21 protein-coding genes, 1 other RNA gene and 3 pseudogenes are annotated in these 22,704 nt (G+C 39.5%); 18 read left to right on the forward strand and 7 right to left on the reverse strand.

Annotated features, from left to right (window positions below):
• Positions 1 to 5 precede the first annotated feature (5 nt).
• Both BN6556_RS15940 and recU read right to left on the reverse strand, forming a co-directional pair.
• Positions 6 to 2,849, reverse strand: coding sequence for a PBP1A family penicillin-binding protein (locus BN6556_RS15940; protein WP_066193265.1), 2,844 nt, complete (start codon positions 2,847 to 2,849; stop codon positions 6 to 8).
• Positions 2,827 to 3,453: a Holliday junction resolvase RecU gene (recU, locus tag BN6556_RS15945; protein WP_066193267.1), complete on the reverse strand. Its 627-nt coding sequence runs from the start codon at positions 3,451 to 3,453 to the stop codon at positions 2,827 to 2,829. Before recU ends, BN6556_RS15940 begins: the two co-directional genes overlap by 23 nt.
• Positions 3,454 to 4,134: 681 nt before the next feature.
• Here recU and BN6556_RS22180 point away from each other — a divergent pair.
• The 8 genes from BN6556_RS22180 to BN6556_RS15975 all read left to right on the forward strand — a co-directional run bounded on the left by BN6556_RS22180 (position 4,135) and on the right by BN6556_RS15975 (position 8,478).
• Positions 4,135 to 4,278, forward strand: a complete 144-nt coding sequence (locus BN6556_RS22180; protein WP_161485719.1) for a hypothetical protein — start codon at positions 4,135 to 4,137, stop codon at positions 4,276 to 4,278.
• Between the two features lie 207 nt (positions 4,279 to 4,485).
• Positions 4,486 to 4,836, forward strand: coding sequence for a DUF1798 family protein (locus tag BN6556_RS15950; protein WP_066193268.1), 351 nt, complete (start codon positions 4,486 to 4,488; stop codon positions 4,834 to 4,836).
• 91 nt (positions 4,837 to 4,927) lie between these two features.
• Positions 4,928 to 5,251, forward strand: coding sequence for a CotD family spore coat protein (locus tag BN6556_RS21750; protein WP_078060122.1), 324 nt, complete (start codon positions 4,928 to 4,930; stop codon positions 5,249 to 5,251).
• Between the two features lie 284 nt (positions 5,252 to 5,535).
• Positions 5,536 to 6,081 carry an SLOG family protein gene (locus tag BN6556_RS15955; protein WP_066193270.1) on the forward strand — a complete coding sequence of 182 codons (546 nt, stop codon included), beginning with the start codon at positions 5,536 to 5,538 and terminating at the stop codon, positions 6,079 to 6,081.
• 75 nt (positions 6,082 to 6,156) lie between these two features.
• Positions 6,157 to 6,444 (forward strand): cell division regulator GpsB, encoded by a 288-nt coding sequence (gene gpsB / locus BN6556_RS15960; RefSeq protein ID WP_066193272.1) that lies wholly within the window; start codon positions 6,157 to 6,159, stop codon positions 6,442 to 6,444.
• 69 nt (positions 6,445 to 6,513) lie between these two features.
• Positions 6,514 to 6,907: RNase P RNA component class B (gene rnpB / locus BN6556_RS15965), an RNA gene on the forward strand.
• A 107-nt stretch (positions 6,908 to 7,014) separates the two neighbouring features.
• A complete protein-coding gene (locus BN6556_RS15970; protein ID WP_066193273.1) occupies positions 7,015 to 8,151 on the forward strand; it encodes a THUMP domain-containing class I SAM-dependent RNA methyltransferase in 1,137 nt (378 codons plus the stop codon).
• Between the two features lie 48 nt (positions 8,152 to 8,199).
• Entirely contained in the window at positions 8,200 to 8,478 is a 279-nt protein-coding gene (locus BN6556_RS15975; RefSeq protein ID WP_066193274.1) for a DUF6123 family protein, read from the forward strand.
• Here the strand turns inward: BN6556_RS15975 and BN6556_RS15980 are convergent.
• Positions 8,473 to 8,868: a ribonuclease HI family protein gene (locus tag BN6556_RS15980; RefSeq protein WP_066193275.1), complete on the reverse strand. Its 396-nt coding sequence runs from the start codon at positions 8,866 to 8,868 to the stop codon at positions 8,473 to 8,475. The two genes, BN6556_RS15975 and BN6556_RS15980, sit on opposite strands and share 6 nt — an antisense overlap.
• Before the next feature lie 275 nt (positions 8,869 to 9,143).
• Here BN6556_RS15980 and BN6556_RS15985 point away from each other — a divergent pair, with 275 nt between their 5' ends.
• From BN6556_RS15985 to BN6556_RS21975, 3 genes are all read left to right on the forward strand, one after another.
• Positions 9,144 to 9,776: a histidine phosphatase family protein gene (locus tag BN6556_RS15985; protein WP_066193276.1), complete on the forward strand. Its 633-nt coding sequence runs from the start codon at positions 9,144 to 9,146 to the stop codon at positions 9,774 to 9,776.
• Positions 9,777 to 10,125: 349 nt separating this feature from the next.
• The gene (locus BN6556_RS15990; protein ID WP_148436801.1) at positions 10,126 to 10,371 is read left to right on the forward strand and encodes a hypothetical protein; all 246 of its coding nucleotides are present in this window, start codon (positions 10,126 to 10,128) and stop codon (positions 10,369 to 10,371) included.
• Complete coding sequence (locus tag BN6556_RS21975; RefSeq protein ID WP_066193281.1) at positions 10,368 to 10,784, forward strand: hypothetical protein; 417 nt, start codon at positions 10,368 to 10,370, stop codon at positions 10,782 to 10,784. Before BN6556_RS15990 ends, BN6556_RS21975 begins: the two co-directional genes overlap by 4 nt.
• Here BN6556_RS21975 and BN6556_RS22855 read toward each other — a convergent pair.
• A pseudogene (locus BN6556_RS22855) lies at positions 10,708 to 11,136 on the reverse strand (ISL3 family transposase); the annotation flags it as partial. The gene BN6556_RS21975 and the pseudogene BN6556_RS22855 sit on opposite strands and share 77 nt — an antisense overlap.
• A gap of 136 nt (positions 11,137 to 11,272) precedes the next feature.
• Here BN6556_RS22855 and BN6556_RS16000 point away from each other — a divergent pair.
• Both BN6556_RS16000 and BN6556_RS16005 read left to right on the forward strand, forming a co-directional pair.
• A pseudogene (locus tag BN6556_RS16000) lies at positions 11,273 to 11,845 on the forward strand (GNAT family N-acetyltransferase).
• Positions 11,846 to 11,911: 66 nt separating this feature from the next.
• Complete coding sequence (locus BN6556_RS16005; RefSeq protein WP_066193282.1) at positions 11,912 to 12,877, forward strand: S66 family peptidase; 966 nt, start codon at positions 11,912 to 11,914, stop codon at positions 12,875 to 12,877.
• A 162-nt stretch (positions 12,878 to 13,039) separates the two neighbouring features.
• Here the strand turns inward: BN6556_RS16005 and BN6556_RS16010 are convergent, their stop codons facing one another.
• The 3 genes and pseudogenes from BN6556_RS16010 to BN6556_RS16020 form a co-directional block, all read right to left on the reverse strand.
• Positions 13,040 to 13,225, reverse strand: a complete 186-nt coding sequence (locus BN6556_RS16010; protein ID WP_066193284.1) for a hypothetical protein — start codon at positions 13,223 to 13,225, stop codon at positions 13,040 to 13,042.
• Positions 13,226 to 13,261: 36 nt separating this feature from the next.
• Positions 13,262 to 14,404: pseudogene (locus tag BN6556_RS16015) on the reverse strand (IS4 family transposase).
• Positions 14,405 to 14,655: 251 nt separating this feature from the next.
• Positions 14,656 to 14,856: a cold-shock protein gene (locus tag BN6556_RS16020; protein ID WP_066193285.1), complete on the reverse strand. Its 201-nt coding sequence runs from the start codon at positions 14,854 to 14,856 to the stop codon at positions 14,656 to 14,658.
• Between the two features lie 571 nt (positions 14,857 to 15,427).
• On the opposite strand from BN6556_RS16020, the gene BN6556_RS16025 reads away from it, so the two are divergent.
• The 5 genes from BN6556_RS16025 to BN6556_RS16045 all read left to right on the forward strand — a co-directional run bounded on the left by BN6556_RS16025 (position 15,428) and on the right by BN6556_RS16045 (position 22,696).
• Positions 15,428 to 16,396: a LacI family DNA-binding transcriptional regulator gene (locus tag BN6556_RS16025; protein ID WP_066193287.1), complete on the forward strand. Its 969-nt coding sequence runs from the start codon at positions 15,428 to 15,430 to the stop codon at positions 16,394 to 16,396.
• A 195-nt stretch (positions 16,397 to 16,591) separates the two neighbouring features.
• A complete protein-coding gene (locus BN6556_RS16030; RefSeq protein ID WP_078060124.1) occupies positions 16,592 to 17,974 on the forward strand; it encodes an ABC transporter substrate-binding protein in 1,383 nt (460 codons plus the stop codon).
• A 30-nt stretch (positions 17,975 to 18,004) separates the two neighbouring features.
• Positions 18,005 to 20,923 carry an extracellular solute-binding protein gene (locus BN6556_RS16035; RefSeq protein WP_066193289.1) on the forward strand — a complete coding sequence of 973 codons (2,919 nt, stop codon included), beginning with the start codon at positions 18,005 to 18,007 and terminating at the stop codon, positions 20,921 to 20,923.
• A complete protein-coding gene (locus BN6556_RS16040; RefSeq protein ID WP_066193291.1) occupies positions 20,913 to 21,797 on the forward strand; it encodes a carbohydrate ABC transporter permease in 885 nt (294 codons plus the stop codon). The genes BN6556_RS16035 and BN6556_RS16040 overlap by 11 nt, the downstream gene beginning before the upstream one ends.
• A gap of 20 nt (positions 21,798 to 21,817) precedes the next feature.
• Positions 21,818 to 22,696: a carbohydrate ABC transporter permease gene (locus BN6556_RS16045; protein WP_066193292.1), complete on the forward strand. Its 879-nt coding sequence runs from the start codon at positions 21,818 to 21,820 to the stop codon at positions 22,694 to 22,696.
• The last annotated feature ends 8 nt before the right edge of the window (positions 22,697 to 22,704 follow it).

A 22,704-nucleotide genomic window follows, 5' to 3' on the forward strand; every position in this document is an offset into this window, starting at 1 on the left:
TTTGCTTATTCTTCTGAGGATTCATCAACTACGTTTCCTTGCTGCTCTTGCTCTCCATCTCCAGTGTTTTCTTGCTCATCCTCAGAATTGTCATTATTCTCTTGTTCTTGCTGTTGGTTATCGCCTTCTTGCTCACCTTGGTCATCACCGTTATTCTCTCCGCCATTTCCTTCACCTGAATTATCACCGCCGGAATTATCCTCTTCCGGAGGACTTTCGTCGCCTTCGTCAGGTGGAGTAGGCTCTTCTTCATTGCCTTCCTCAGGTTCTTCCTCCTCAGGGGCATCAGTTGCGACCTGTACGCTGGCAGAAGGACCTCTCGTATTATCTAATACAGGCGTCACATGGATGGTGTAGGTTGTATTCAATTCCAACTGTGTAATATTCACGGATTGCTGACTTGTTGTGAATTCATCTACATTTTCCCCACCTTGCTGCACGCTAACCTCAAATTCAACGGCTTCTTCATGATCATACTGCCAGCTAATCATAGCAGAGCGATTATCCGGATTAAAGGATTGCTGTAATTGACTGACAGCAGGTAATTCCTCTGTCTCCTCATCCTCCACCGTCACCGTTGTGGTAGCTGCTTCACTTTCCATTTCATCATTTTGTGCAATGACCTCAATGGTATAAGTTTCTCCTCTTTCTACATTGGAGATTTCCACTTGATTGTTCGATGTGGTGGTTAGTTCTTCGACGTCTCCATCAGTTCCAGCAGAAACCCTGAATTCCACATCACTGTCATCATGATCCCAGCTGGCAGTGATTTTATCCTCTTCTTCGGAGTACTCTGCACTTAAACCAGAGACAGGATCAAGCTCGTCAAACTTCTCGGAAATAGCACCAGAATCTGGCTCGGTTCCTTTAACGAAAAGCTCGGTTACTATTTGTGAGCTAGGCGTATAGCTACTTGGCCGTTTGGCTGGGTTAGAGCCATCTTCTACCTCGACTTCCACAACGGAGTCGGGGCGGCTAAAGTCTTGTGTTTCAATATTTTCGGATAAGAATGTCATCGTATCCTTAAATAAATATTTCGCTATATTGGTGTCTTCAATAGCCTTCCGTTCGTCATATCCTGTCCAAACAGAAACGGTATAGTTCGTTGTATAGCCAACAAACCATGAATCTGGGCTTCCAGGTTCGTCTTGTAAGTTGGTGGTTCCTGTTTTACCTGCTACCGGTAAACCGGAAATATTGGCCGCCGTTCCTGTACCACTTTCGACAACGGTTTTTAACATATCGGTAACCATATATGCCGTATAATCCGACATCGCGATTTCTTCTTCGGATTGCAGTTCTTCGGTGCTTTCATCCGGATACGTAATACTGGTTACAGAATAAGGTTCATGGTAAATTCCTTCGTTACCAAATGCCCCGTACGCACCAGCCATTTGTAGTGGAGTCACCCCATTACCAGTTCCTCCAATAACATCGCGAACAGAAATGTCTTCGAAATCAAGCCCTAAATTATTAGCAAATTCCGTGACATCACCATGATCAACCTCATCATAGGTCTTGACTGCTGGTACGTTTAAGGACCATTCTAAGGCGTAACGAGCACTCATCCAGCCTTGATATTGTCGGTTCCAGTTTCTAATCTCCGAATCTGTCCCTGCTACGGAATAAGGCTTATCATCATTAAGCTGCTGATAGGTCGACCATTGTAAATATTCGATGGCAGGTCCATAGGCCATAATCGGCTTCATGGCTGATCCACCTTGACGACCATCTCCATCGATGGCATAGTTCCAGCCATCATTTTCACGGTTTCTACCACCGCCAATTGCACGAATGGCACCCATTTTGGTATCTGTCACGACTAGACCTGCTTGTAACTCATCATCTCCGCCAAATGTCTCATCACTATTTAATAGGGATTCGACATGTTCTTGTGCCCTTGGATCAAGGGTGGTCTGTACTTCTAAGCCATCTTCATAAATATCGGCACCCGTTTTTTCTTGTACTTCATCGCGTACTTGTTGAATAAATGATTCATATTTGACAAAGTCAGGTTTTTTATCTACCAATAGATCTTCGATGTTGACGTTTCGCGCTTCATCGGCCTCTTCTTCAGAAATTCTATTATGAAGTACCATATAGTTTAATACGGTGTTCATGCGTTCTTTGGTCAGCTCTGGATTGACAAACGGGTCATAAGCAGATGGCCTTTGAGGTAAGCCAGCTAAAATCGCTGCCTCCGCCAAGGTTAATTCACTTAAGTCCGTTTTGCCGAAATAAATCTCTGCTGCCATCGCCACACCATGCGCACCAGCGCCATAATAAATTTTGTTGACATACATCTCAAAGATTTCTTCTTTGGAGTACTGGGCATCCAAGCGAAGGGCAAGCCATTGTTCTTGCACCTTTCGTTTCAATTTCTTGTCATTCGATAAAAAATATCCCTTTACCACTTGTTGGGTAATCGTACTGGCACCTTGCGCGCCAAACCCATCCCGCACATTGGCAAGGACTGCTCCGCCGATTCGTCGGAAGTCAATCCCAATGTGATCCTTGAAGCGGATGTCTTCTGTCGCTAGGATGGCATCCTCTAACACCGTAGGCACATCATCATATGAAATCTTTGTGCGTTTCTCGGCGCCAATTTTGGCAAAAATATCACCATTTATATCATATAAGTTACTTGTAGTTGGGTCGGATAATATCGAGGCGTCTAGTTTCGGCGCCGTGATAATGTAATAAGAGAATAACACACCCACACCTAGTCCAATTAATAGAATGGCAATAAGGGCGTATCTTGCTATTTTTCGCCACAATGGCTTATTTTGCTTTTTCTGATCTTTTTGTTGTTTTCGTCTTGCTGTCCTACTCTGGCCTTGTTCCGCCATAAGCTTTTCCTCCGTTCTTCATATAATGACTGTCAATAACAGAGAGGTAGTCCACCTTTGCTTGATATCGAACAGGGATTATATGCCCTTCCTTTTTCAAAGTTTCATAACGAATTGATTTTCTGCCTCCGGAAAATTGGTTTTCCCAGTAGATAAACAAGCTTTCCGCTGGGAATAAAAAGGTTTCCTGAGTAGCATGAAATCGAATAATAACAAAGCAAATTCCTTGATGTGCTACGACTTGTTTCATGTGATCAATTTGATGTTGATGAATATTGTTTAAAGGAAAAGAATGTTTGTTTTTCGTTTCTTTCGCTTCAAAATCAATATGTCTGCCTTTATAAACGCCGTTGTAGTCAGTGGTAGAGGCTTGTTTAAAATAGGCCTCTTTGATAACCGCTGCACTTCTTCTTGGATAATCCACATGAACAATTTGAACAGGTGTAGGCTTTTTATGGATAATCGCTGTATTGTTTGCTAGATAGTGCTGGTTCGTTTCATTAATATCGTCTTCTAGTGTCATGCCACGATTACTGTAAACCGTTTGTTTATTGGTTGAATGATTAAATTTGGCTGATGATCTCCTTCCATTTGGATATTGCATGTTTTTCCCTCCTACATATCATCAACACACCCAACTTTCAAACTAAAAGTTGGCTAGATTTATCATACGCTATGTAGCGAAAATCTTCAATGAATAAGTATTAAAAACGCTTGCTATTACAAGGTGCCAGACCTTTATACATTCGCAAAAAATACACAAAATTCGGGGGTATTCGGAAGGAAAAGAAGCGACCGTCATGAACGGACCATGACAGTAGTTGTTCTAAGTAAAGAAAGAATAGAATCCTTGGTATAATAGGACTTGGAATGATGTTGACCTGAAACGAACATGGATTAAACGAGGTATTATCAGACAATTATGTGAGCAAAGACTTGCTTATTACGCGTTTTTGTTACACGTTCAACGTATATTGTCATAAAGAACCGGGCGCGGTTTGCCCGGTTTTTCCTTCATCTAAGTAGAAGGACGGTTGGGTCCATTGATTTTTTTATCATTTTGCGTTGGAATGGTACGATCTCGATTTTTGTCGTTTTTTCGCTGTTTCTTTTCTTTCATTTTGGAAAAACCTCCTTTTGGTATTAGTTTGACGAATTTTAGGTGAAACATGCATCATCACTGCATTTTCTGTCAGGTAAGTTCTAGTTTTGTCAGTGCTAGAGGAGTATTATTTTTTTTATCGAATAGGTTAGGTAAGCGATAAAAACGAGGAGGAATGAAGAGATGGATATGTATTCCACGATGTATCGAAAAGAAGTGTGCCAGCAGAAATTAGAACGATTAATTCATTTATATGAACAAATAGAAGAAACATGGCCAGAATCAGAGGAGCAGGAAGTATATGTGCCGATAAAAGAGGGGGCGTAATGGCATTCTTTCGTAAAACGTGTTAGGGTGTATATATAAATTGAACGTATAAAAACGTGTGATAAGCAAGTCTTTGCTCGCTTGATGTCCTGATAATACTTTGTTTGATCCACTCACACGAATGGTTCAAGAGCAGCTATACAGATCCATGAGAAATTATTTCATTCAATTTATATAGTAATGAGGCAGAAAGGCGGTTCATTATTTATGCTGCTAACCTATATAGAATCACTGGAAGAGATTTTGCTCCAATTGCAACAACGATATTTGACGCATGAGCGCCCGGACAATAGACGAGATCCTGACTTTTTTTCACTAGTAAAGGAAGAAACGGACCCCATCTTTACCTTAATTGATCAATGGTATCAAGAGGCTGTTCCTTTCGTACAGGACCGTGAAGTGCGTGTTCATCCGCAGCAAGTCGACTCTACAGAGGAAAACATGAAGCTGTTGTTGCTGCATAGTTATTATATCGATACCCCAAAATCACGGTATATGGAATTACATCAATCGGTTTTGTACGTGATGGAATTATTGAAGCAGGATCTCAAACAATAAAAAAATTAGCTCTGCATAGGTAAGTGTCTTAGACAATCTCTCACGCATGACATACGCTAGTATGGAATAATAAATAGTGAGGTGACTTATAATGAGACATTGTCGACCTAACATGGGTTGTGGAATGCCTACGAAAACCATTGTTCATCCAACCAAGTGTAATGAGGTTCATACCTGTAGCGAGAGCCTTGTCAACCATATTCACCCATCCCATACCAATGTAGTAAATCATCATTTAGTAAAGAATGCACACTATTATCCACATACTACCTCTAACCAAAACACGGTTAATTCGGTGAATGTAAATGGTGGTGGCATGATGCCGCAGCAAATGGGCCCAATGAACAACTCCATGAATCCGATGAACCAGAACCAATCCATGAATCCAAACGGGAACGGTTCCTGCGGTTGCTAGCTCCTTGAATCAGGAAGTCCTGCGTGTGCAAACCTGTCATAATCAGACGTTATGACAGGTTTTTTTGCATGGGGAAAATAGGATCTGTGATATGGATCAGATCATTCGCAGCTAAGGCGGCAAAAAAGTTTGTCTGACAGTAAGACTAGAATATATTTGTTATTTGTTTTATACTAAGGTAAAGTAAGACATAGCAGGATATAAAGTTCCTGTTGTTTTAGCTGTATTTGTTTATACAGGGAGACTCACGGACGCAGCGAACGAGGTAAAGGCAGGGTCATAAAGTGAAAATTATTACAATTTCAGGTAATAAGCCCCATGAACTCCAAATTCGTAATGAGAATGATCCGCGTATCCCTTACGTGAAGTTAGCATTAAAACAGCGGTTAATTGCTTTATTGGAAGAAGGACTCGAATGGGTGATTATGACGGGTCAAATGGGAGTGGAATTATGGGCAGCAGAAGTTATTCTGGACTTAAAGCAAATGTATCCCATTAAATTAGGCATATTTCCTCCTTTTTTAGAATATGAATCTAGATGGCCGGACATTTATCAAGAAAAATATTTGAAAATAACGGAAAAGGCGGACCATTTTCAGCCTTTATATAACGAAACCTATCAAGCAGCATATCAACTCATCAATAAAGACCGCTGGCTGATTGATAAGACAGAAGGGGCCTTATTGCTAGTGGATGAGGAACATCCTGGAAGTGTGCACTTTTTGTTGGACAAGATCAAGGTTGCAGTTGATCAAAGGCAGTACTTGTTGATGTACATTACACCAGAGGATTTAGAAGAAGTGGTACGAGAACAACAAGACTTTTTTTGAATAGGCAGCCGGTTCATCTTGGGTAGTGTGACTTGCTTACAAACGAAAATGGACTGATTAAATGAGGTGGAGAGAATGGCAAATCAACTGAATGGCAAAGAAATTTTGGAAAAGACATTTAAAACTTCCATGAGAGGTTACAATCAAGAGGAAGTCGATGAATTTTTAGACACGATTATTCAAGATTATGAATTCTTTCAAGATGAAATAGCTCGACTACAGCAAGAGAATGACCGCATGAAGAAAAGCACTGAACAAACGAGGTTACGTCCGTCTACATCGAATCATCAAGTCAATTATGATGTGCTTAAACGATTATCGAACTTGGAAAAAGAAGTGTTTGGCAAAAAGTTTGAGGAGTAGACGTTTGGGCTGTTTTTCCATTGACTATTGTGCGATTCATGGTAAAATGGTAGAGGCTTTAATGAATGAATGTGGAAGTAATCGCTGCACATCCCTTAGAGGATATGTAGAGGAAAGTCCATGCTCACACAGGCTGAGATGCCTGTAGTGTTCGTGCTTGACGAAATCATAAGTCAAGGTAACCATGCTTTCATGGTTAACGGCAGGGAAAACACCTACGTCCGACCGGATAGGGTGTGAATACCTTGAAAGTGCCACAGTGACGTAGCTAAAGAGGAAACGATTTAGGTGGAACGAGGTAAACCCCTCGAGTGAGCAACCCAAATATTGGTAGGGGCATCTTTTAGTAGGGAATTCAACCGAACGAAGGACAAGCTTTTGCTTGTAGACAGATGATTACGCCTTTTGTACGAGGCTGACCACCGCTTGTAGTACACAAAAGGACAGAACATGGCTTATGACATATTCATTTGGTCCTTGTCTATAGTAACGAAACCCCTTTTTACATGTTAAAAAGGGGTTTTATTCTTATATGTATCGCTCGTAATATATGCTGAAAGGAATGACATAATGAAGAATAAGGTAACCTTGATTGCTACTGCAGCAATGGGTTTAGAGGCTATCGTTGCAAAAGAGGTGCGCGACTTAGGGTATCATGAGGTAACCGTAGAAAATGGAAAAGTACGATTTGAAGCGGATGTAAAGGCGATTGCGCGCTGTAATTTATGGCTTAGAACAGCAGACCGAGTCAAATTATTAGTGGGGGAGTTCAAAGCATATAGCTATGATGAGCTTTTTGAACAGACGAAGGCGCTGCCATGGGATCAGTATATCCCTGAAGAGGGGATGTTTCCTGTCACAGGAAAATCACATAAATCTACTTTATACAGTGTGCCAGACTGTCAAGCGATTGTGAAAAAGGCGATTGTCGAGAAATTAAAACAAAAGCACGGGGTGGCTAACTGGCTTCCAGAGACAGGGCCACTTCACAAAATCGAAGTAGCGCTGTTAAAAGATGAGGTAAGCTTGACATTAGACACATCTGGTGCGGGATTACATAAACGAGGTTATCGTCTTCACCAAGGAGAGGCTCCTTTAAAGGAAACATTAGCCGCTGCCTTAGTCAAACTGACCAATTGGCGTGCAGATGCCCCATTTTATGATCTATTCTGTGGTTCAGGCACGATTCCCATTGAGGCTGCCTTGATTGGACAGAACATTGCCCCCGGTTTTAATCGTTCCTTTGCGGCAGAGGAATGGGGATTTGTTCCGTCTAACTATTGGGAAGAGGCGCTGGAGGAAGCGGAAGATGTCGCGGAATATGATCGTCCGTTAGCGATTTATGGTTCGGATTTAGATCCGCGGATGCCTGAAATAGCTCGCGAGAATGCACTAGAGGCTGGACTGGCTGACTTGATTGAATGGAAACAGATGCAGGCAGCGGATTTTCATTCCAAAGCAGAAGGCGGTTATATTGTCAGTAATCCGCCATACGGGGAACGAATAGGGGATAGAAAACAAGTGGAAGAGACCTATCGAAGACTCGGGGAGACATTGCGTGATTATCCGTCCTGGAATATCTATATCTTAACGGCAAACGAAAACTTTGAACAGCTCTTCGGCAAAGAGGCATCCAAGAAACGAAAGCTGTTTAATGCTTTTATCAGAACTGATTATTACCAATACTTTGGTCAAAGGAAACGATAAATGGCCTTTTCAATATAGTGAATTTTCTAGAAAAGGGGGAGGGTTAACATGAGAGATAGTGAGAGGCTGGCCTACTTTTTAGAGCATTTATGGTCTAAAGGCTTTAAGCTAACAGACGATGAAGTAAACTTTATCTATTTTGGTCATAAATACACGGATTCCTCTGTAGAACATGTCCAGTTAGCCATCCGCTTTACTTTACAGCTGCAATTAACCTTTGACCGAAGCTTCTATATCAGTTTATTGGAACTGTTTAATCAGCATCAAGTGGCACATGAAGATCAAGCCATTGCCTTACTGCAGCAAAATGGCTTGATTACTTCATGATCCCTGTTGATCTAATGCCTTCCGCGCCAAAAGATCCGCTCGTTTATTCTGTTTTTCAGGAATCCATTTTACAAATACATAAGAAAAGCTGGCGGCAATATGATTGATTTGCTCTAGATAAGATTGAAATGGTTTATTCTTGGCATAATTCTTTTCATATGCATCGGCAACCACCTTGGAGTCGGTGCGGCAAGAAATAATCTCATCTGGAAAGTACTCCTGACATAGCTGCAACCCCTTAATCAATGCAATAAATTCCGCCTCGTGGTTGGTTTGTTCACCAATAAAAGCATGCTCCTCCCATTGACGGTTTCCCTGTTTCATATAAATACCAATACCACTTGGACCGGGATTGCCCCTGGTGGCAGCGTCTGTATAAACCTCTATCATATACTATTTCTCCCTTGTTTCTATTCGTGTTTCGCATGACGTCCAGCTTGCATGGTGTTTGGAAGGATTCAACTTGTATATTAAAGTATCATATTGCTTTTGTTCGTGCAAATGATCGTGTTTTATCATTGAAAAGTTATTACCAGTTTTTTATAGAAGCAATGTATTGGAGTATCCAATATTGTTCTTGAAGATTGAAAAGAAGTATGTGACATTGCTAGGTAACCAAACGTTCTTATGAGTTAATAGGTCATGAAAAAGGAGGTTTAATAAGTATGAAGGAATTAATTGTTATAAGACATGGTGAATCAGAGCATTTAGTAAATAATTTGTCTGGTGGTTGGACAGATTTACCTCTTACATCTTTAGGGCAGAAGCAGGCAAGACAAACAGCTAGAAGGATAGCTAAATATATTTCAGAAAGTAAAGACGTGATTATGTTTAGTAGTGATTTACAACGAGCTAAAGACACTGCTTCAGCTATTAATAAGAGTATAAAGTTAGATACTATTAACTTAAATGAAGGTCTTAGAGAGTTAAATAATGGAGATGCCAAAGGCCTGTCGAAGGAAGAAGCAAAAAAAATTCAAAATCCGATGACAGATCCAGCAATAGACTGGATTCCATACAATAATTCTGAGAGTTGGAGAATGTTGTATGAAAGAATTGTCAAGTCTATGGAATTAATAGATAAAAGGACTAAAGGTAAAACTGTAATTATTATCTCACATTCTAATGCAATGATTTGTATTATTAACTGGTGGTTAAATATCCAAGAAGATCATCATCTAACAAATATTATGTATACATTAGACCCTTGTAGTATTACACACTTAATAAAAGATAAAGATGGCTGCTTTACAATTAATAAACTAAACGATACGTCTCACTTAATTGAAGAGGAGTAAAGTAATGAATTTAATTAGAGAAATCAATGATTTAATATCTTGACTCACTTTCATTTTTCTTATTGTAAGGAATGAAGGTAGATAACATCTAAATCCATCGCAGAAATAATCGATACATAACGTTGGATAGGTTCATTTATTATAATTCCTGGATGCCAAATAGGTTTTGTTGTCGCATAATGGTCATAGGGAGTACTGCTCCAGTCTTTTTTGGATCAACTACCATTATACAAGAATTGGGGAGGTATTTCCTTTTTCGGATTTCAAACCTGTTCAGGATTAAGGGCTAAGAATTATGAAATTCACTCAATAAGTAAAATTAATTTTTGTACTGAGGTGGTTTATGGTGGTGAAAAAGGTTTTGGAAATGAAGGATCCAATTATTAACACATATACTTCTTATGGAACTTTATTCTCAATTATGCATGATAATTTATGGTCATGGATTTATAATAATTTTATTCAAATTAGATACGCAAAAACATGGGGAATGTTTGTTTTTGATCAACACCATGTTTTGCTTAAAAATTGCCCTGGAGTGTCTTATTACAGTTTGTCTCAAGAATTGATAATCCCCAAATACGGGAAAAAATGAAAGAATTAATCGAAGTTGCTATAGATTCGGGTTATTATCTGTATATTTATGTTGACAGATACTATATTAATCAAATAAATACAAATGGAAAGAAGGAACCGCATGAATTGCTAATTTATGCATACGATTCGAAAGATGAAGTAGTTTTTGTAGCAGATAACTTAAAAGATGGTAAATTTATAAAAGCTAGTTATTCATTTAAGGAAATAGAAGATGGATATTGGTCTTTAGAAAGTAATAATTATGATTTTTTAACTGAAATACGTTATTTAAAGCCAAAAGAAGAATTTATTTGTAATATTAATTTGGCTCTTCACCAAAATCTATGGTTGACCATTATGCAATCCCCTGCATGTAATTCCAGTTGCATTCGCCCAAAATCCGATTGTCGTATACCGTCCGATTGCGCGTGAAATAATGCCTGCGTTGTATTGCTTTGAGCTTATTGTGTCGACCTTCCACCACTTCATTGGTGAACCGTAAGCGATGATATTTGATGATGTCTGTCTCCCAATTCTGTATCGTTTGGATAGCGGATTCCACGGCTTTATGCTGGATATGGTGCCCTTGTTGATACCAATGTTCCAGCGTATTCTTCGCTTGCTCCGCGTTGGCGCTTCGATCATACCAGTCAATAAAAGCTTCTTTCCAATGGTAGGCAGCTTTTAACTGTTGATCATAGGTTAACAGCCTTTGAACGGTTGCTTGATCTTGAGCGGATAAGTCCTCATAGCGTCTTTCTAATAGGCGATGGTTCCGTTTTAACTGTTTTTTGGCATCTTGGGTCCATTATAATTAGAATGGGCTTTTATAGAGGGAAATAAGAGTTTGAAAAAGTTGGAATAAAGCGAATAAAAGATTGAAAATTACAAATATAATCTGATATATTCATTCTAAGGAGATGTTGGCTGTGGATATTAAAGCATTACCTATTGTTAGCTTAAGAGAGCTTCATATGGAAGATGTTGGAGATCGTTATCGATGGTTTTTGGATAAGGAAGTCACTAAACATTTGAATCTGTCCGACACCTATCCGCCGTTTACCAAAGAAAAAAACAGCTCAATGGATAGAAATGTGTATTAACAAAACTAATGGATATGAACAAAAGGCAATTATAACAGAAGTTGGTACTCATATTGGCTGGGTTGATCTAAAAAATATCGATTCATTCAATAAACATGCTGAACTAGGAATAGCAATAGGTAACAAAAGCCATTGGGGAAAGGCTACGGTCAATCTGCTATGATGGCCATGTTAGAATATGGATTTAAGACACTAATCCTTAATAAAATTTGGTTAAGAGTGGAAGTGGATAATAAGCAGGTAATTAAATCCTATAAACGAGCAGGAGATGTGGAGGAAGGAATCCTCAGACAGGATCGATATAGCGATGAATATATAGACCGTCTAAACATGAGTATCTTGAAACAGGAATTTGAAGATATCGTAAAGAAGACAGGTATAGATGAATGAGGATGAGAACAGAGGATAGCATTTGTTTTCTTGAACCGAATAAAGTGAATCTAAGGAGGAGACCAGATGAAGAGACCAGCAAAACTAAAGCAGGGTGATGAAATTCGAGTGATAGCACCAAGCCGCAGTATAAAGATATTATCTGACGAAGGGATTCAATTAGCGAAACAACGGCTGGAAAATCTAGGATTTAAAGTGAGTTTTGGTAAAAATACCAGCATTAGTGATTTACAGCAGTCTTCTTCTATTGAACAACGTATTGAAGATTTGCATGAAGCCTTTGCAGACCAACAAGTAAAAGCTGTATTAACTGTTATTGGCGGATTTAACTGTAATGAGTTATTGCCGTATATAAATTATCAGCTGTTAATGGAAAATCCTAAAATCTTATGTGGATATAGTGATGTTACGGCACTAGCTAATGCTATTAGTACGAAATGTCAATTTATCACATATTCCGGGCCGCATTTCTCAAGTTTTCAAATGACAGGATTGCAGGACTATCAAACAAATTACTTCATAAAATGCTTGATGGGTGCAGAACCTTATCAAGTGTATCCATCCACACATTGGAGTGATGATTTGTGGTTTTTAGATCAAGAAAATCGAGTATATGAAGAAACGGAATGGAAAGTTTATTCGGCTGGAGAGACTACAGGGTCTTTATATGGAGGTAATCTTTGCACTTTGAATCTATTGCAAGGTACGCCGTATTTTCCAGATATAACAGATTCCATATTATTTATTGAAGATGATGAATTAACCAATCCAGAAACTTTTGCCCGGGATTTAGCTTCTCTGCTTCAGGCTGCGAACGGAATAAAAGGATTATTAATTGGCAGGTTTCAAAAAGTGTCTCGTATGACAGAAGAACAGTTGTATTTTATTTTAGATAAGCATCCTCAATTGAAAAATATACCAGTTCTTTATGATATCGATTTTGGTCATACACAGCCATCGATTACACTGCCAATTGGTGGTACTATTCATGTTCATTCAAATTTGAGAAAAGTAGAAATAGTTAATTTTTAATAAAAGTAATCAGGCGTCATAGTAAGAAAACTTAATCTGATAACATTATCACCTATGAAATTGAAATATGCACAGGATATTCAAACATATATGAACGTAACATTCTAAAACCATCTCTTATCATTATTCCGATAATGTGTCGCTGTCAGCTGGTAATACTGACTAAAAGCTCTGGTAATTGCATTCTAACAGCCAACTTTTCAATTCCAGAATTTGATTGTTAAAAGTGGAAAATCGCTTTTTCTGATAGTGTGGTGTTAATTCAGCAGACTTGGTGGTAATGACGGTGGCGATTAAAAAGCGCTTGTGCACATCAATACCAAAACAAACGGGATAAACGACTTTCATAGGACTTCTCCTTGTATATTATATCACGAGTGTTGATTATCCAGAATTATACAGACTTATCCCTTGAAAATAGGCATGTTTTTTCAAAACGACAACCATTTCCGATTGCCAGTCTATCGGTAAGCTATTTTCTCGTAGTTTTCTTTGAAAGGAGATAAATGATAGATGATGAAATATCCTTTCTCCTGAAGTCTTGGTATAGAGCCATTTCAATAGGACATAGGCGATTAAAGCAGCAAATAGTTGATTAAAAACAGCATTTTTGGTCGTGCCAAATAAAACAGGAACATTCAAATGCTGTTTGATCCAACGAAAAAATAATTCGATGCCCCATCTTGCTTTATACATGTTAGCAATCGCTTCAGGGGAAACACCCATAACATTGGTGACCACACGTATTTCGTTTCCATTATCATCCTTGAAAAATACCACACGATGACGCTTCTCAGAGCGGGATTGTTTGGTCCCTAACTGACAAGTGAAGTCACGTGTAACAGGCGATCCTTCTGACTTATAGTGTTTTAAGGCATGCGGTTGAACGATCTCTACATTTTCTTTCATTCGAATGACAAACGGTTGCTTTTCGACACTGGATACAAAGGCATCGATTCGTTTGATTTTAAAATAAGCCCGGTCTTCTACGAGAATAAATCGAGGATCTACCAACTTTTCACCAACCGGTCCATCATGCTTGAGCCCCGTCGTTTCGATGACTTGAAGGGGCATTTCCGTAAGCGGCGTATAGCTCACGTGTAGCTTGATTCCTGCACGTTCTCCGTGATAAAGGGCCCAAGGAAGACGAGATTCTCCCACCGTAATAGTGGTAGAGTCTACTAAAAGCAGTTCTTTTGAAATCTTCAGTGCTCGACGTGTCGCTCGATTGCATTTGGACACGACGAGGTGGAATAACTTCTTCATCAGATCGTAATCCACATGACTCGCCTTTTTCGATAGCGTGGAATGATCCACTTTGGGTAGTGCCTATTGGTCCCCTACATCGGCACAGTCTCGATAACTTTTCCATTCGTTCATGGCCGCAGCGAGTAAATAGTGGATGAGCGTTAACACATCTAGTTTACGGGCGGTATCTTGATAGCCTATGCCTTCTTGAATATCCGCTATTTCTTCATCAGATACAATTTTTTGAAACAAGTTATGGAATGTGGTATGCTTTTTCATGAGGGCACCTCTTCTGTAGTTTGTTGGTCTGGTAACTTTCATTCTACAAGAAAGGTGTCCTTTTCTCTATTTTATTGTTGGATATTATTGGTTAATCAACACTCGTGTTATATTAATACTGTTACAACGTATTAGGACATAACTAATTTAGGTGGCAGGGGACCGATAAGAAGTACTCCTTAAGTGAATAATTACCCCAAAACCAACCAAGAAAAAGGCGATGCACCCGCACCGCCTTTTTATATGATCTATTATTTTTTTTCAACATTAGCAGCTTGTGGACCGCGTTCGCCTTCAATGATTTCAAATGATACTTCCTGACCTTCTTCTAGCGTTTTGAAACCTTCTTCTTGGATGGCGGAATAGTGTACAAATACATCATTTCCTTCTTCCAATTGAATAAAGCCGTAGCCTTTTTCTGCGTTGAACCATTTTACTGTACCGTTTTCCATGTTACGTTCCTCCTAAAAGCTTTCACGCAAATAACGTGGTAATACAAACAAGATGGTGGATAATGAAAAAGGTAGCAACTACAGAAGTATAGGATCATCATTCCCTTTACTCCTTGTAGAAGCTACCTGATCATAATGAACCCAAACATCTTCTTTGCTTGTAAACACTATAGCTTATTTTTCCAATGACGTCAAGGGGGAAATCGACAAAAAATCCTTTATTTATAAGGGAGTAACCACTTACATTTGTCTTTGAATAGTTGGAATAAACAGATGTTCCTGTTGTTCAATTTCTGACATTCTTCTTTCCTATCTAATGAAAGTTTTCTCACCTATCTATATAAGTTGAATGAAATAATTTCTCATTGATTGACTAGGTGCTCTTGATCCATTTATGCAGCAGAGCTGAAAGGCGTGTGAATGGTCATTCACACGAATGGATCAAACTAAGTAATATCCCTGAGTAGAAAAAATTTCACAAAACACTTGAAACCGATTACAGAATCGTTTATAATCAATTCAAACGTTTCAATGAATATTTTTTGTTTTAGATGGGAGAAGTGGAAAGCCTGTGACTACGCTAAAAGATGTGGCGAGAGAGGCGAATGTCAGTGTATCAACGGTATCTTATGCTATTAATGGAAGTAACTTAATTTCCAAAGGTACAAGAGATAAAGTATTGCAGGTGGCAAATGAATTAGGTTATCACCCTAATGGAAACGCCAAGAATTTAAAAAAGAATAAAAGTGACATTATTGGTTTATTTCTCAGCGGTTTCAAGGGTCCTTTTTTTAATGAAATGCTGGAAGGGATTCAGAACGAGGTAGAGAGGAATGGCTATGAGATGGTGGTTTGTGCCTCGTCAGATATGCATCGATTGTTGAAAGAGCGTTACGTTGGCGGAGCGATTATTTTGAATTATCATATTCCCGATGATTTGTTGCAGGTATTGGCTACCGAGAAATATCCATTTGTAGTGCTTGATCGTGAAATTGATCATCCTCACATTGAACAAATACTGCTGCCAAATAAAAAAGGAATCAATCATGCCATTGATCATTTAGTAGAGAATGGTCACCAGCGTATTGGATTTATTGCAGGATCAAAGGAATCGTTCGATGGTGAAAAGCGTTTAGAGGGTTTTGGAGAAGCACTGCAAAGACATCAACTACCATTCGACAGGCAGGATATCATAAGGGCAGATTTCACCGAAGTAAGTGGATTGTTAAGCATGAAAGCCTATTTGAAAGATCGTAAAGACTACCCAACTGCCTTTGTATCTGCGAACGATGAGATGGCCATGGGTGCGATTAAAGCGCTGCAGCAAGAAGGTTTTAAGGTGCCAGAGGATATTGCCATGGTTGGCTTTGATGATATTGAATTGGCAAAGCATTTTCAGCCAGCGTTATCCACCATACGTGTCCAACAGAAGGAATGGGGGGAGATATCGGCTAGAACATTGTTTCAAATGATCAATAAAGAAGAGAGGCAACAGCCAACAACGATTCCCATTGAACTTGTTGTGCGCCAAAGTACCTGATTGTATTTGTATCACCCTTAATATATCGATAGCTTGGCTTTTAAGGGTGATATGATGTGCCGGTTGTGAAAGCGGATTCACAAAATAGTGAAATAGAGATGAGCCCATCATCCTTTTTATTTGGCAATTCATTGAAACGTTTCAATTCAAAACAAAATGCTTGGTTTAAAAATTCAAAATAAGGAGTGTTAGGTGATGAAAAAGCTAGTTTCCGTTTTATTGTTTGGACTGTTAATCATGATTCTTATCGCTTGTAGTAATGACGAGGAAGCCAGTGACGCAGGTGAAGGCGAAGATTCCGGTGAAAATGGGGATCAAGTTGTATTGAAAATGGCAAGCTGGTCCTTCGGTACGGAGGGAGATCAAAACATTAACCGCTTAATGCTAGAAGCCTTTATGGAAGAACACCCTAATATCAAAGTAGAAATTGATGAATCATTTGGTGATCCTTGGCAGGAATCACTAGCGGCTGCAGCAAGTGCAAATGCCATGCCAGATGTATTTTCCATTACCAATATACCGACTGGAATAGCCAATGATTGGATGATGGATGTAAAGCCGTATCTGGAAGAAGACGAAGAGTTTGAAACATTGCCGGACTCTGTGATAGAAACCATTACCATGAATGACCAAATTTATGCCATTCCAGCTTCTCAGCACATGCTTGGCTACTATGTGAATAAAGAACTATTTGAAAACGCTAATCTGAATGTCCCAGAGCTCGGTATGGATTTAGATAGTTTTAATGAGGCCGTTCGAAATGTAACGAATGTGAACCAAGGGATTATTGGCTTAAATGAAACATTTTCGATCATTGATTGGTATCCAGCAGCAGCAAATGAGGATTTAGGATGGTATACCTATAACGAAGATGGATTCCATTTGGATAGTAATGAATTTATCGCTGGTCTTGACTTCGCACAGTCACTGAACAGTAATGGTTATGTGTATCAATCTCTAACGGATGATCAAAAGGCGAATTTCAACGGAGAGGATGCCAATGAGGTTTGGTTTAACCAAGGTATCGGCATTAGATGGGATGGTACTTGGGCAATTAGTGGTTTAACAGAAAATGCTGATTTTGACTGGGACTTTATTGGAATTCCAGGTGAAAGAGACTTACTCACGCACGATTATTATGGTATGTCCAGTTCCACGGAACATCCGGAAGAAGCTTATTTATTGGCAAAATGGATGGGATTCGGTAAAGATGGCTATTTAAAACGCTTAGAGATTGCAGAAGAAGTGGATGGTGTAACGATTGATCGCTTACCATTAACGACCGACCAGGAAGTGCTCGATTCCTTCTTTGATGGCTTGGACGTACCTGGGTTAGAACAAGCCTTTGAGAATATCGATGACGCCGTAGTAGAACCATTTAAAACAACACCAGGTTATGGCCAGGCTCGTTGGGAGGCATCTACTGGTGTGGAAATAGGCGATGAGGCAAATGCTTCTATTGGTACGTTGATCGACAATGCCGTAACTGGAGAAATTAATTATGAGAATTATGCACAGCAGGTGAATGAATTAGCTAACGAAAAATATCAAGAAGCCCTTGAAGCATTAGAAAATTAAGTTATTGGGTAAAGTTGAGGAGGTAACAACATGAAATGTAAGTTAGTGGTTGTATCGATAATAATGTTTCTGGTTCTTCCTGTTCTATCTGTGCAAGCAGAGGATGCCAATGAAGCACAAATAGAAGAACCACATTATTATAATAAACTCAACGAATGGCAAGAAGCAGGATTGGATCGGATTGCTCCTTATGAGCAATCCATCCCTCCGTCTGCTTTTATCGATGGCGGAGAAAATATATTGCCTGCTGAAGAAAGTAATGAATACGGGGATAGCGTATTCTATTGGCATAATCAGAATGCTGCAACGTTAGAAGTAGAAGTAGAGGAAGCAGGATTATATGAGCTTTCGATCGATTATTCACCTCAAGGAGATTCGATTATCCCAGTAGAGGGTGCCATCCAGGTTAATGGTGAATACCAATACGAAGAAAGCAGACGGATCGTGTTTCCAACCTTTTGGCAAAACCAAACGGATCAGTTTGAAACGGATCGTTCCGGAAACGAGATGATTCCTGAGCAGGTAAAGGTACCAGATTGGAAGCAGATGAAGATAGAAGACTCACAATATTTATACAAGGGTCCTCTGCGCTTTCATTTGGAAGAAGGGGAAAATACGATCACCTTAAATAACTTACGCGGGGAAATGCTGATTGGAAACGTAGAAATAAGCTCTTTCCAATTAGATAGAACGTATGAAGAATATAGAGAAATGCATCAAGAAGCTACTATACAAGAAGAGATGATCATACATGAATCAGAGCAACTGCTGGAGAAGAATAATTCCTATATACGTCCAGTTTCTACTTCAGATCCATCTGTTCATCCTTACGATAATGATATGCTTCACCTGAATACATTAGGCGGCGAGTCATGGGATACACCAGGCCAAGCAGTCAGCTGGGATATAGAGGTGGAGAGCGCTGGGTTATATCAGCTCTCTTTCAAGGCCTTACAAGAAAAGGAATCCAGTTCTCCTGTTTACCGAACGTTATTAATCAATGATGAAGTACCTTTTGAAGAGATGGAAGCTTACTCGTTTCCATACAGTAAAAGCTGGTATCAAGAAACCTTAAGCAACCCAGACGGAGAACCGTACTTGTTTTATTTAGAAGAGGGGACAAACAAGATTACTCTACAGGCAAATGCATACCCTCATGCACAAGCACTTTTTACCATAGACGAAGTGATGCAAGAAATCGAAGAACTCTCGCTATCTATTCGTAAGCTGACTGGCAACCAGGAAGGAGAAAGAGATTGGGAGATTGATGAGTACTTACCTGGTATTGATGAGGAATTAATGGCATGGACGGAGCGTCTAGAGGAAGAGATGGAACACTTGCACTCCTTAAATGGAGGGGAGGAAACAACGGAAATCTCTTCATTAAAAATAGCCATTGATAAATTAACGACGCTTGCCAATAAACCAGATGAAATACCTAATCGACTAACGGAACTATCGACAGGATCGAACTCGGTGGCACAATTTTTAGGTGATATTCGATCAGAACTACAAAGTCAACCATTACTTCTCGATCAGATGTATGTACATGGTGAAGAAGAGTTACCTGCTGTAGAAGCAAGTTGGTGGGTGAAGGTACAGGATGCTGTATATAGCTTTTTCCGCTCTTTTACAGAAGAAAATTTAGCAACCTCTGATGTAGCAGATGATACCTTAGAGGTGTGGGTAAACCGTCCGCGCCAATATGTGGAAGTGTTACAAAATATGGCTGATCAAAACTTTACTCCAGAGACAGGAATCGAAGTGAAGTTCTCGTTAATGCCGGATGAACAAAAATTGGTGTTAGCAAGTGCTGCTGATACACAGCCCGATTTGGCTATTGGTGTTAGTAATTGGATCCCTTATGAACTAGCTATTCGTGGATCTGCTGTAGACTTACGCCAATTTGATGATTTTGCTTCGGTTGGTAAACAGTTTTCACCTGGTGCGTTTTTACCAATGATTGTTGAGGACAGTGTATATGCCTTACCGGAAACACAAGATTTCTTCGTTCAATTTTATCGGAAAGATATTATGGATGAATTGAATTTACCTATCCCTAATACGTGGGATGATGTAACAGAAATTCTGCCAGAATTACAAAGGTATGGCTTGAATTATTATACACCGTTAGCTGAGGAATCCGCCTTCAAGGCATTTCAAACGACATCTCCGTTTATTTATCAGTTTGGAGGCGATATTTTTCAAGAGGACGGTTTTGGATCAACGATTGATGAGGATAATGCCTTGGAAGGGATTCAGTTTATGTCTGATTTAAGTACTATTTATAGTATGCCATTACAAGTGCCAAGATTTTATAACCATTTTCGCTATGCTACGCTGCCCATTGGTATTGCTCCATTTGGAACGTATGTCGAACTGACAACCGCGGCGCCTGAAATCTCTGGGTGGTGGGATATTACTCCACATCCCGGCATTGAAAATGAAGAGGGCGAAGTAGAACGTTGGGCGGCAGGATCAGGTCAAGCTGGCATGATTTTTAATGGAAGTGATCAAACAGAGGAAGCTTGGGAGTTACTGAAATGGTGGATGTCTACAGAAACACAGGTGGAATATGGATCTACCTTGCAAACCTTATATGGACCAGAATATATGTGGAATACGGCCAATTTGGAAGCATTTAAGGAATCTCCATTGCCCGAAGAGCACAAAGATGTCATTTTGGAACAATGGGAGTATTTACATGAGGTACCGAAAACACCATATGCATACATGGTCGAACGGGAGATCAGCAATGCATGGAACCGATCGGTATTTGATGGAGACAACGTAAGGGCTTCCGTCGATGACAGTGTGATTTTAATCAATCGAGAAATGCGGAGGAAAATGGAAGAGTTTGGCTATATGCAAAATGGAAAAGAGGTTGAGCCATATCCAGTACCAACTATTGAGAAAGTAGAAAGGTGGCTGGAAGAAGATGAAGAATAATCAGGTGAGTACGACGATTTTTTTGGCGCCTTATGTCATTTTGTTTACTACCTTTATTATTATACCGGTGACGATAGCGATTGGGTTATCCTTTACCTATTTCAATGCGATTGAGAGTCCCAGCTTTATTGGGTTAGACAACTATGTCAATATTCTGACGCAAGATAATACTTTCATGCAGTTTGTTTTGCCTAACACACTCATTTTTGCATTGATTGTCGGACCTGGTGGATATATTATGGCGTTTTTGCTGGCATGGATGCTGGCGCAGATTTCCAAGGTACCACGAACGATTTTGGCGCTTATCTTATATTCTCCATCGATGACAGCAGGGATTGCGATGGCAGTAGTATGGAAGATTATTTTTAGTGGAGATGAAGCAGGTTATTTAAATAGTCTTTTAATTTCGATGGGATTTATTAATCAGCCGATACAATTCCTCCAATCCCCGGAGTATTTAATGGTTATTATGATCGTAGTCACTCTTTGGGGCAGTATGGGTGTAGGGTTTCTTGCGATGTTATCAGGGGTTTTAAACATTGATCAAGAGATTTATGAAGCAGCCTATATCGATGGGATTAAGAACCGCTTTCAAGAGATTATCTACATCACGATTCCATCAATGAAACCACAGATGCTGTTTGGTGCCGTAATGGCAGTTGTTACCACGTTTCAAGCAGGTGCGATTGGTGTGGAGTTATCTGGTCAAAACCCGACCCCGCAATATGCTGGACAGTTAATTGTGAATCACTTAGAAGACTTTGGTTTCATTCGATATGAAATGGGTTATGCGGCGGCATTATCCGTTTTACTACTATTGTTTATATATGGATTTTCGAAGATTGCGATGAAATTATTTGGCGAAAAGGACTAAAAGATAGGAGGAGAAGAAGTATGGCATCATTTCATGGGTCAAAAATTAATCCAGATCGTTTTCACCGAAGTCAGTTAAAATTCTATGCCATTTTGATACCGATTAGTATCTTGATGTTGTTACCCATTGTATATATATTCTCGCATGCCTTAAAGCCGATTGATGAATTATTTGCTTATCCACCTAGGTTCTTTGTCCAAAAGCCAACCTTTCAGAACTTTCAGGATCTAGTCAATAATTCAAATGAAACGGGCGTACCCATGTCACGATACTTGTTTAATAGTATTACGGTTACGGCTATTGTGGTATTTTTTACCGTGATCATCAGTACAATGGCTGGGTTTGCGTTATCGAAGAAACATTTTAAAGGGAAGAAAACGTTGTTTGAGATTAACACATTGGCATTAATGTTTGTTCCTGCCGCAGTAACGATTCCACGTTACCTGTTGATGGATGAAATTAGTCTATTAGATACGTTTGTTGCTCATATTTTCCCTTTATTAGCAATGCCAGTAGGACTATTTTTGGTCAAACAGTTTATTGATCAAATTCCCGATGAATTAATCGAAGCGGCTAAAATTGACGGGGCCAATGACTTTCAAATTTTCAGGAAAATTATTGTACCACTTGTCAAGCCTGCCATAGCTACGATAGCTATTCTATCATTCCAAGCCGTTTGGAATAATGCGGAAACGTCGACTTTATTTGTAGATGATGAGAATTTAAAGACGTTTGCCTTCTATATGTCTACCTTAGCAGTGGACACGGGAGGAAATACGGTTGCTGGTCAAGGGATGGCAGCGGCTGCCGCGTTAATCATGTTTATACCAAACCTGCTTATTTTTATTTTTATGCAGAGTAAAGTCATGAACACGATGGCTCATTCAGGGATTAAGTAAGGAGGAAC

The sequence above is a fragment of the Gracilibacillus timonensis genome, from assembly GCF_900086715.1.
In the GTDB taxonomy this organism is placed as follows: Bacteria; Bacillota; Bacilli; order Bacillales; family Amphibacillaceae; genus Gracilibacillus; species Gracilibacillus timonensis.

Coding starts and splice junctions, on each gene's coding strand:
- BN6556_RS15940 (WP_066193265.1), bottom strand. CDS start 2,849: ATGGCGGAACAAGGCCAGAGTAGGACAGCAAGACGAAAACAACAAAAA.
- recU (WP_066193267.1), bottom strand. CDS start 3,453: ATGCAATATCCAAATGGAAGGAGATCATCAGCCAAATTTAATCATTCA.
- BN6556_RS22180 (WP_161485719.1), top strand. CDS start 4,135: ATGGATATGTATTCCACGATGTATCGAAAAGAAGTGTGCCAGCAGAAA.
- BN6556_RS15950 (WP_066193268.1), top strand. CDS start 4,486: ATGCTGCTAACCTATATAGAATCACTGGAAGAGATTTTGCTCCAATTG.
- BN6556_RS21750 (WP_078060122.1), top strand. CDS start 4,928: ATGAGACATTGTCGACCTAACATGGGTTGTGGAATGCCTACGAAAACC.
- gpsB (WP_066193272.1), top strand. CDS start 6,157: ATGGCAAATCAACTGAATGGCAAAGAAATTTTGGAAAAGACATTTAAA.
- BN6556_RS15970 (WP_066193273.1), top strand. CDS start 7,015: ATGAAGAATAAGGTAACCTTGATTGCTACTGCAGCAATGGGTTTAGAG.
- BN6556_RS15975 (WP_066193274.1), top strand. CDS start 8,200: ATGAGAGATAGTGAGAGGCTGGCCTACTTTTTAGAGCATTTATGGTCT.
- BN6556_RS15980 (WP_066193275.1), bottom strand. CDS start 8,868: ATGATAGAGGTTTATACAGACGCTGCCACCAGGGGCAATCCCGGTCCA.
- BN6556_RS15985 (WP_066193276.1), top strand. CDS start 9,144: ATGAAGGAATTAATTGTTATAAGACATGGTGAATCAGAGCATTTAGTA.
- BN6556_RS21975 (WP_066193281.1), top strand. CDS start 10,368: ATGAAAGAATTAATCGAAGTTGCTATAGATTCGGGTTATTATCTGTAT.
- BN6556_RS16005 (WP_066193282.1), top strand. CDS start 11,912: ATGAAGAGACCAGCAAAACTAAAGCAGGGTGATGAAATTCGAGTGATA.
- BN6556_RS16010 (WP_066193284.1), bottom strand. CDS start 13,225: ATGAAAGTCGTTTATCCCGTTTGTTTTGGTATTGATGTGCACAAGCGC.
- BN6556_RS16020 (WP_066193285.1), bottom strand. CDS start 14,856: ATGGAAAACGGTACAGTAAAATGGTTCAACGCAGAAAAAGGCTACGGC.
- BN6556_RS16030 (WP_078060124.1), top strand. CDS start 16,592: ATGAAAAAGCTAGTTTCCGTTTTATTGTTTGGACTGTTAATCATGATT.
- BN6556_RS16035 (WP_066193289.1), top strand. CDS start 18,005: ATGAAATGTAAGTTAGTGGTTGTATCGATAATAATGTTTCTGGTTCTT.
- BN6556_RS16040 (WP_066193291.1), top strand. CDS start 20,913: ATGAAGAATAATCAGGTGAGTACGACGATTTTTTTGGCGCCTTATGTC.
- BN6556_RS16045 (WP_066193292.1), top strand. CDS start 21,818: ATGGCATCATTTCATGGGTCAAAAATTAATCCAGATCGTTTTCACCGA.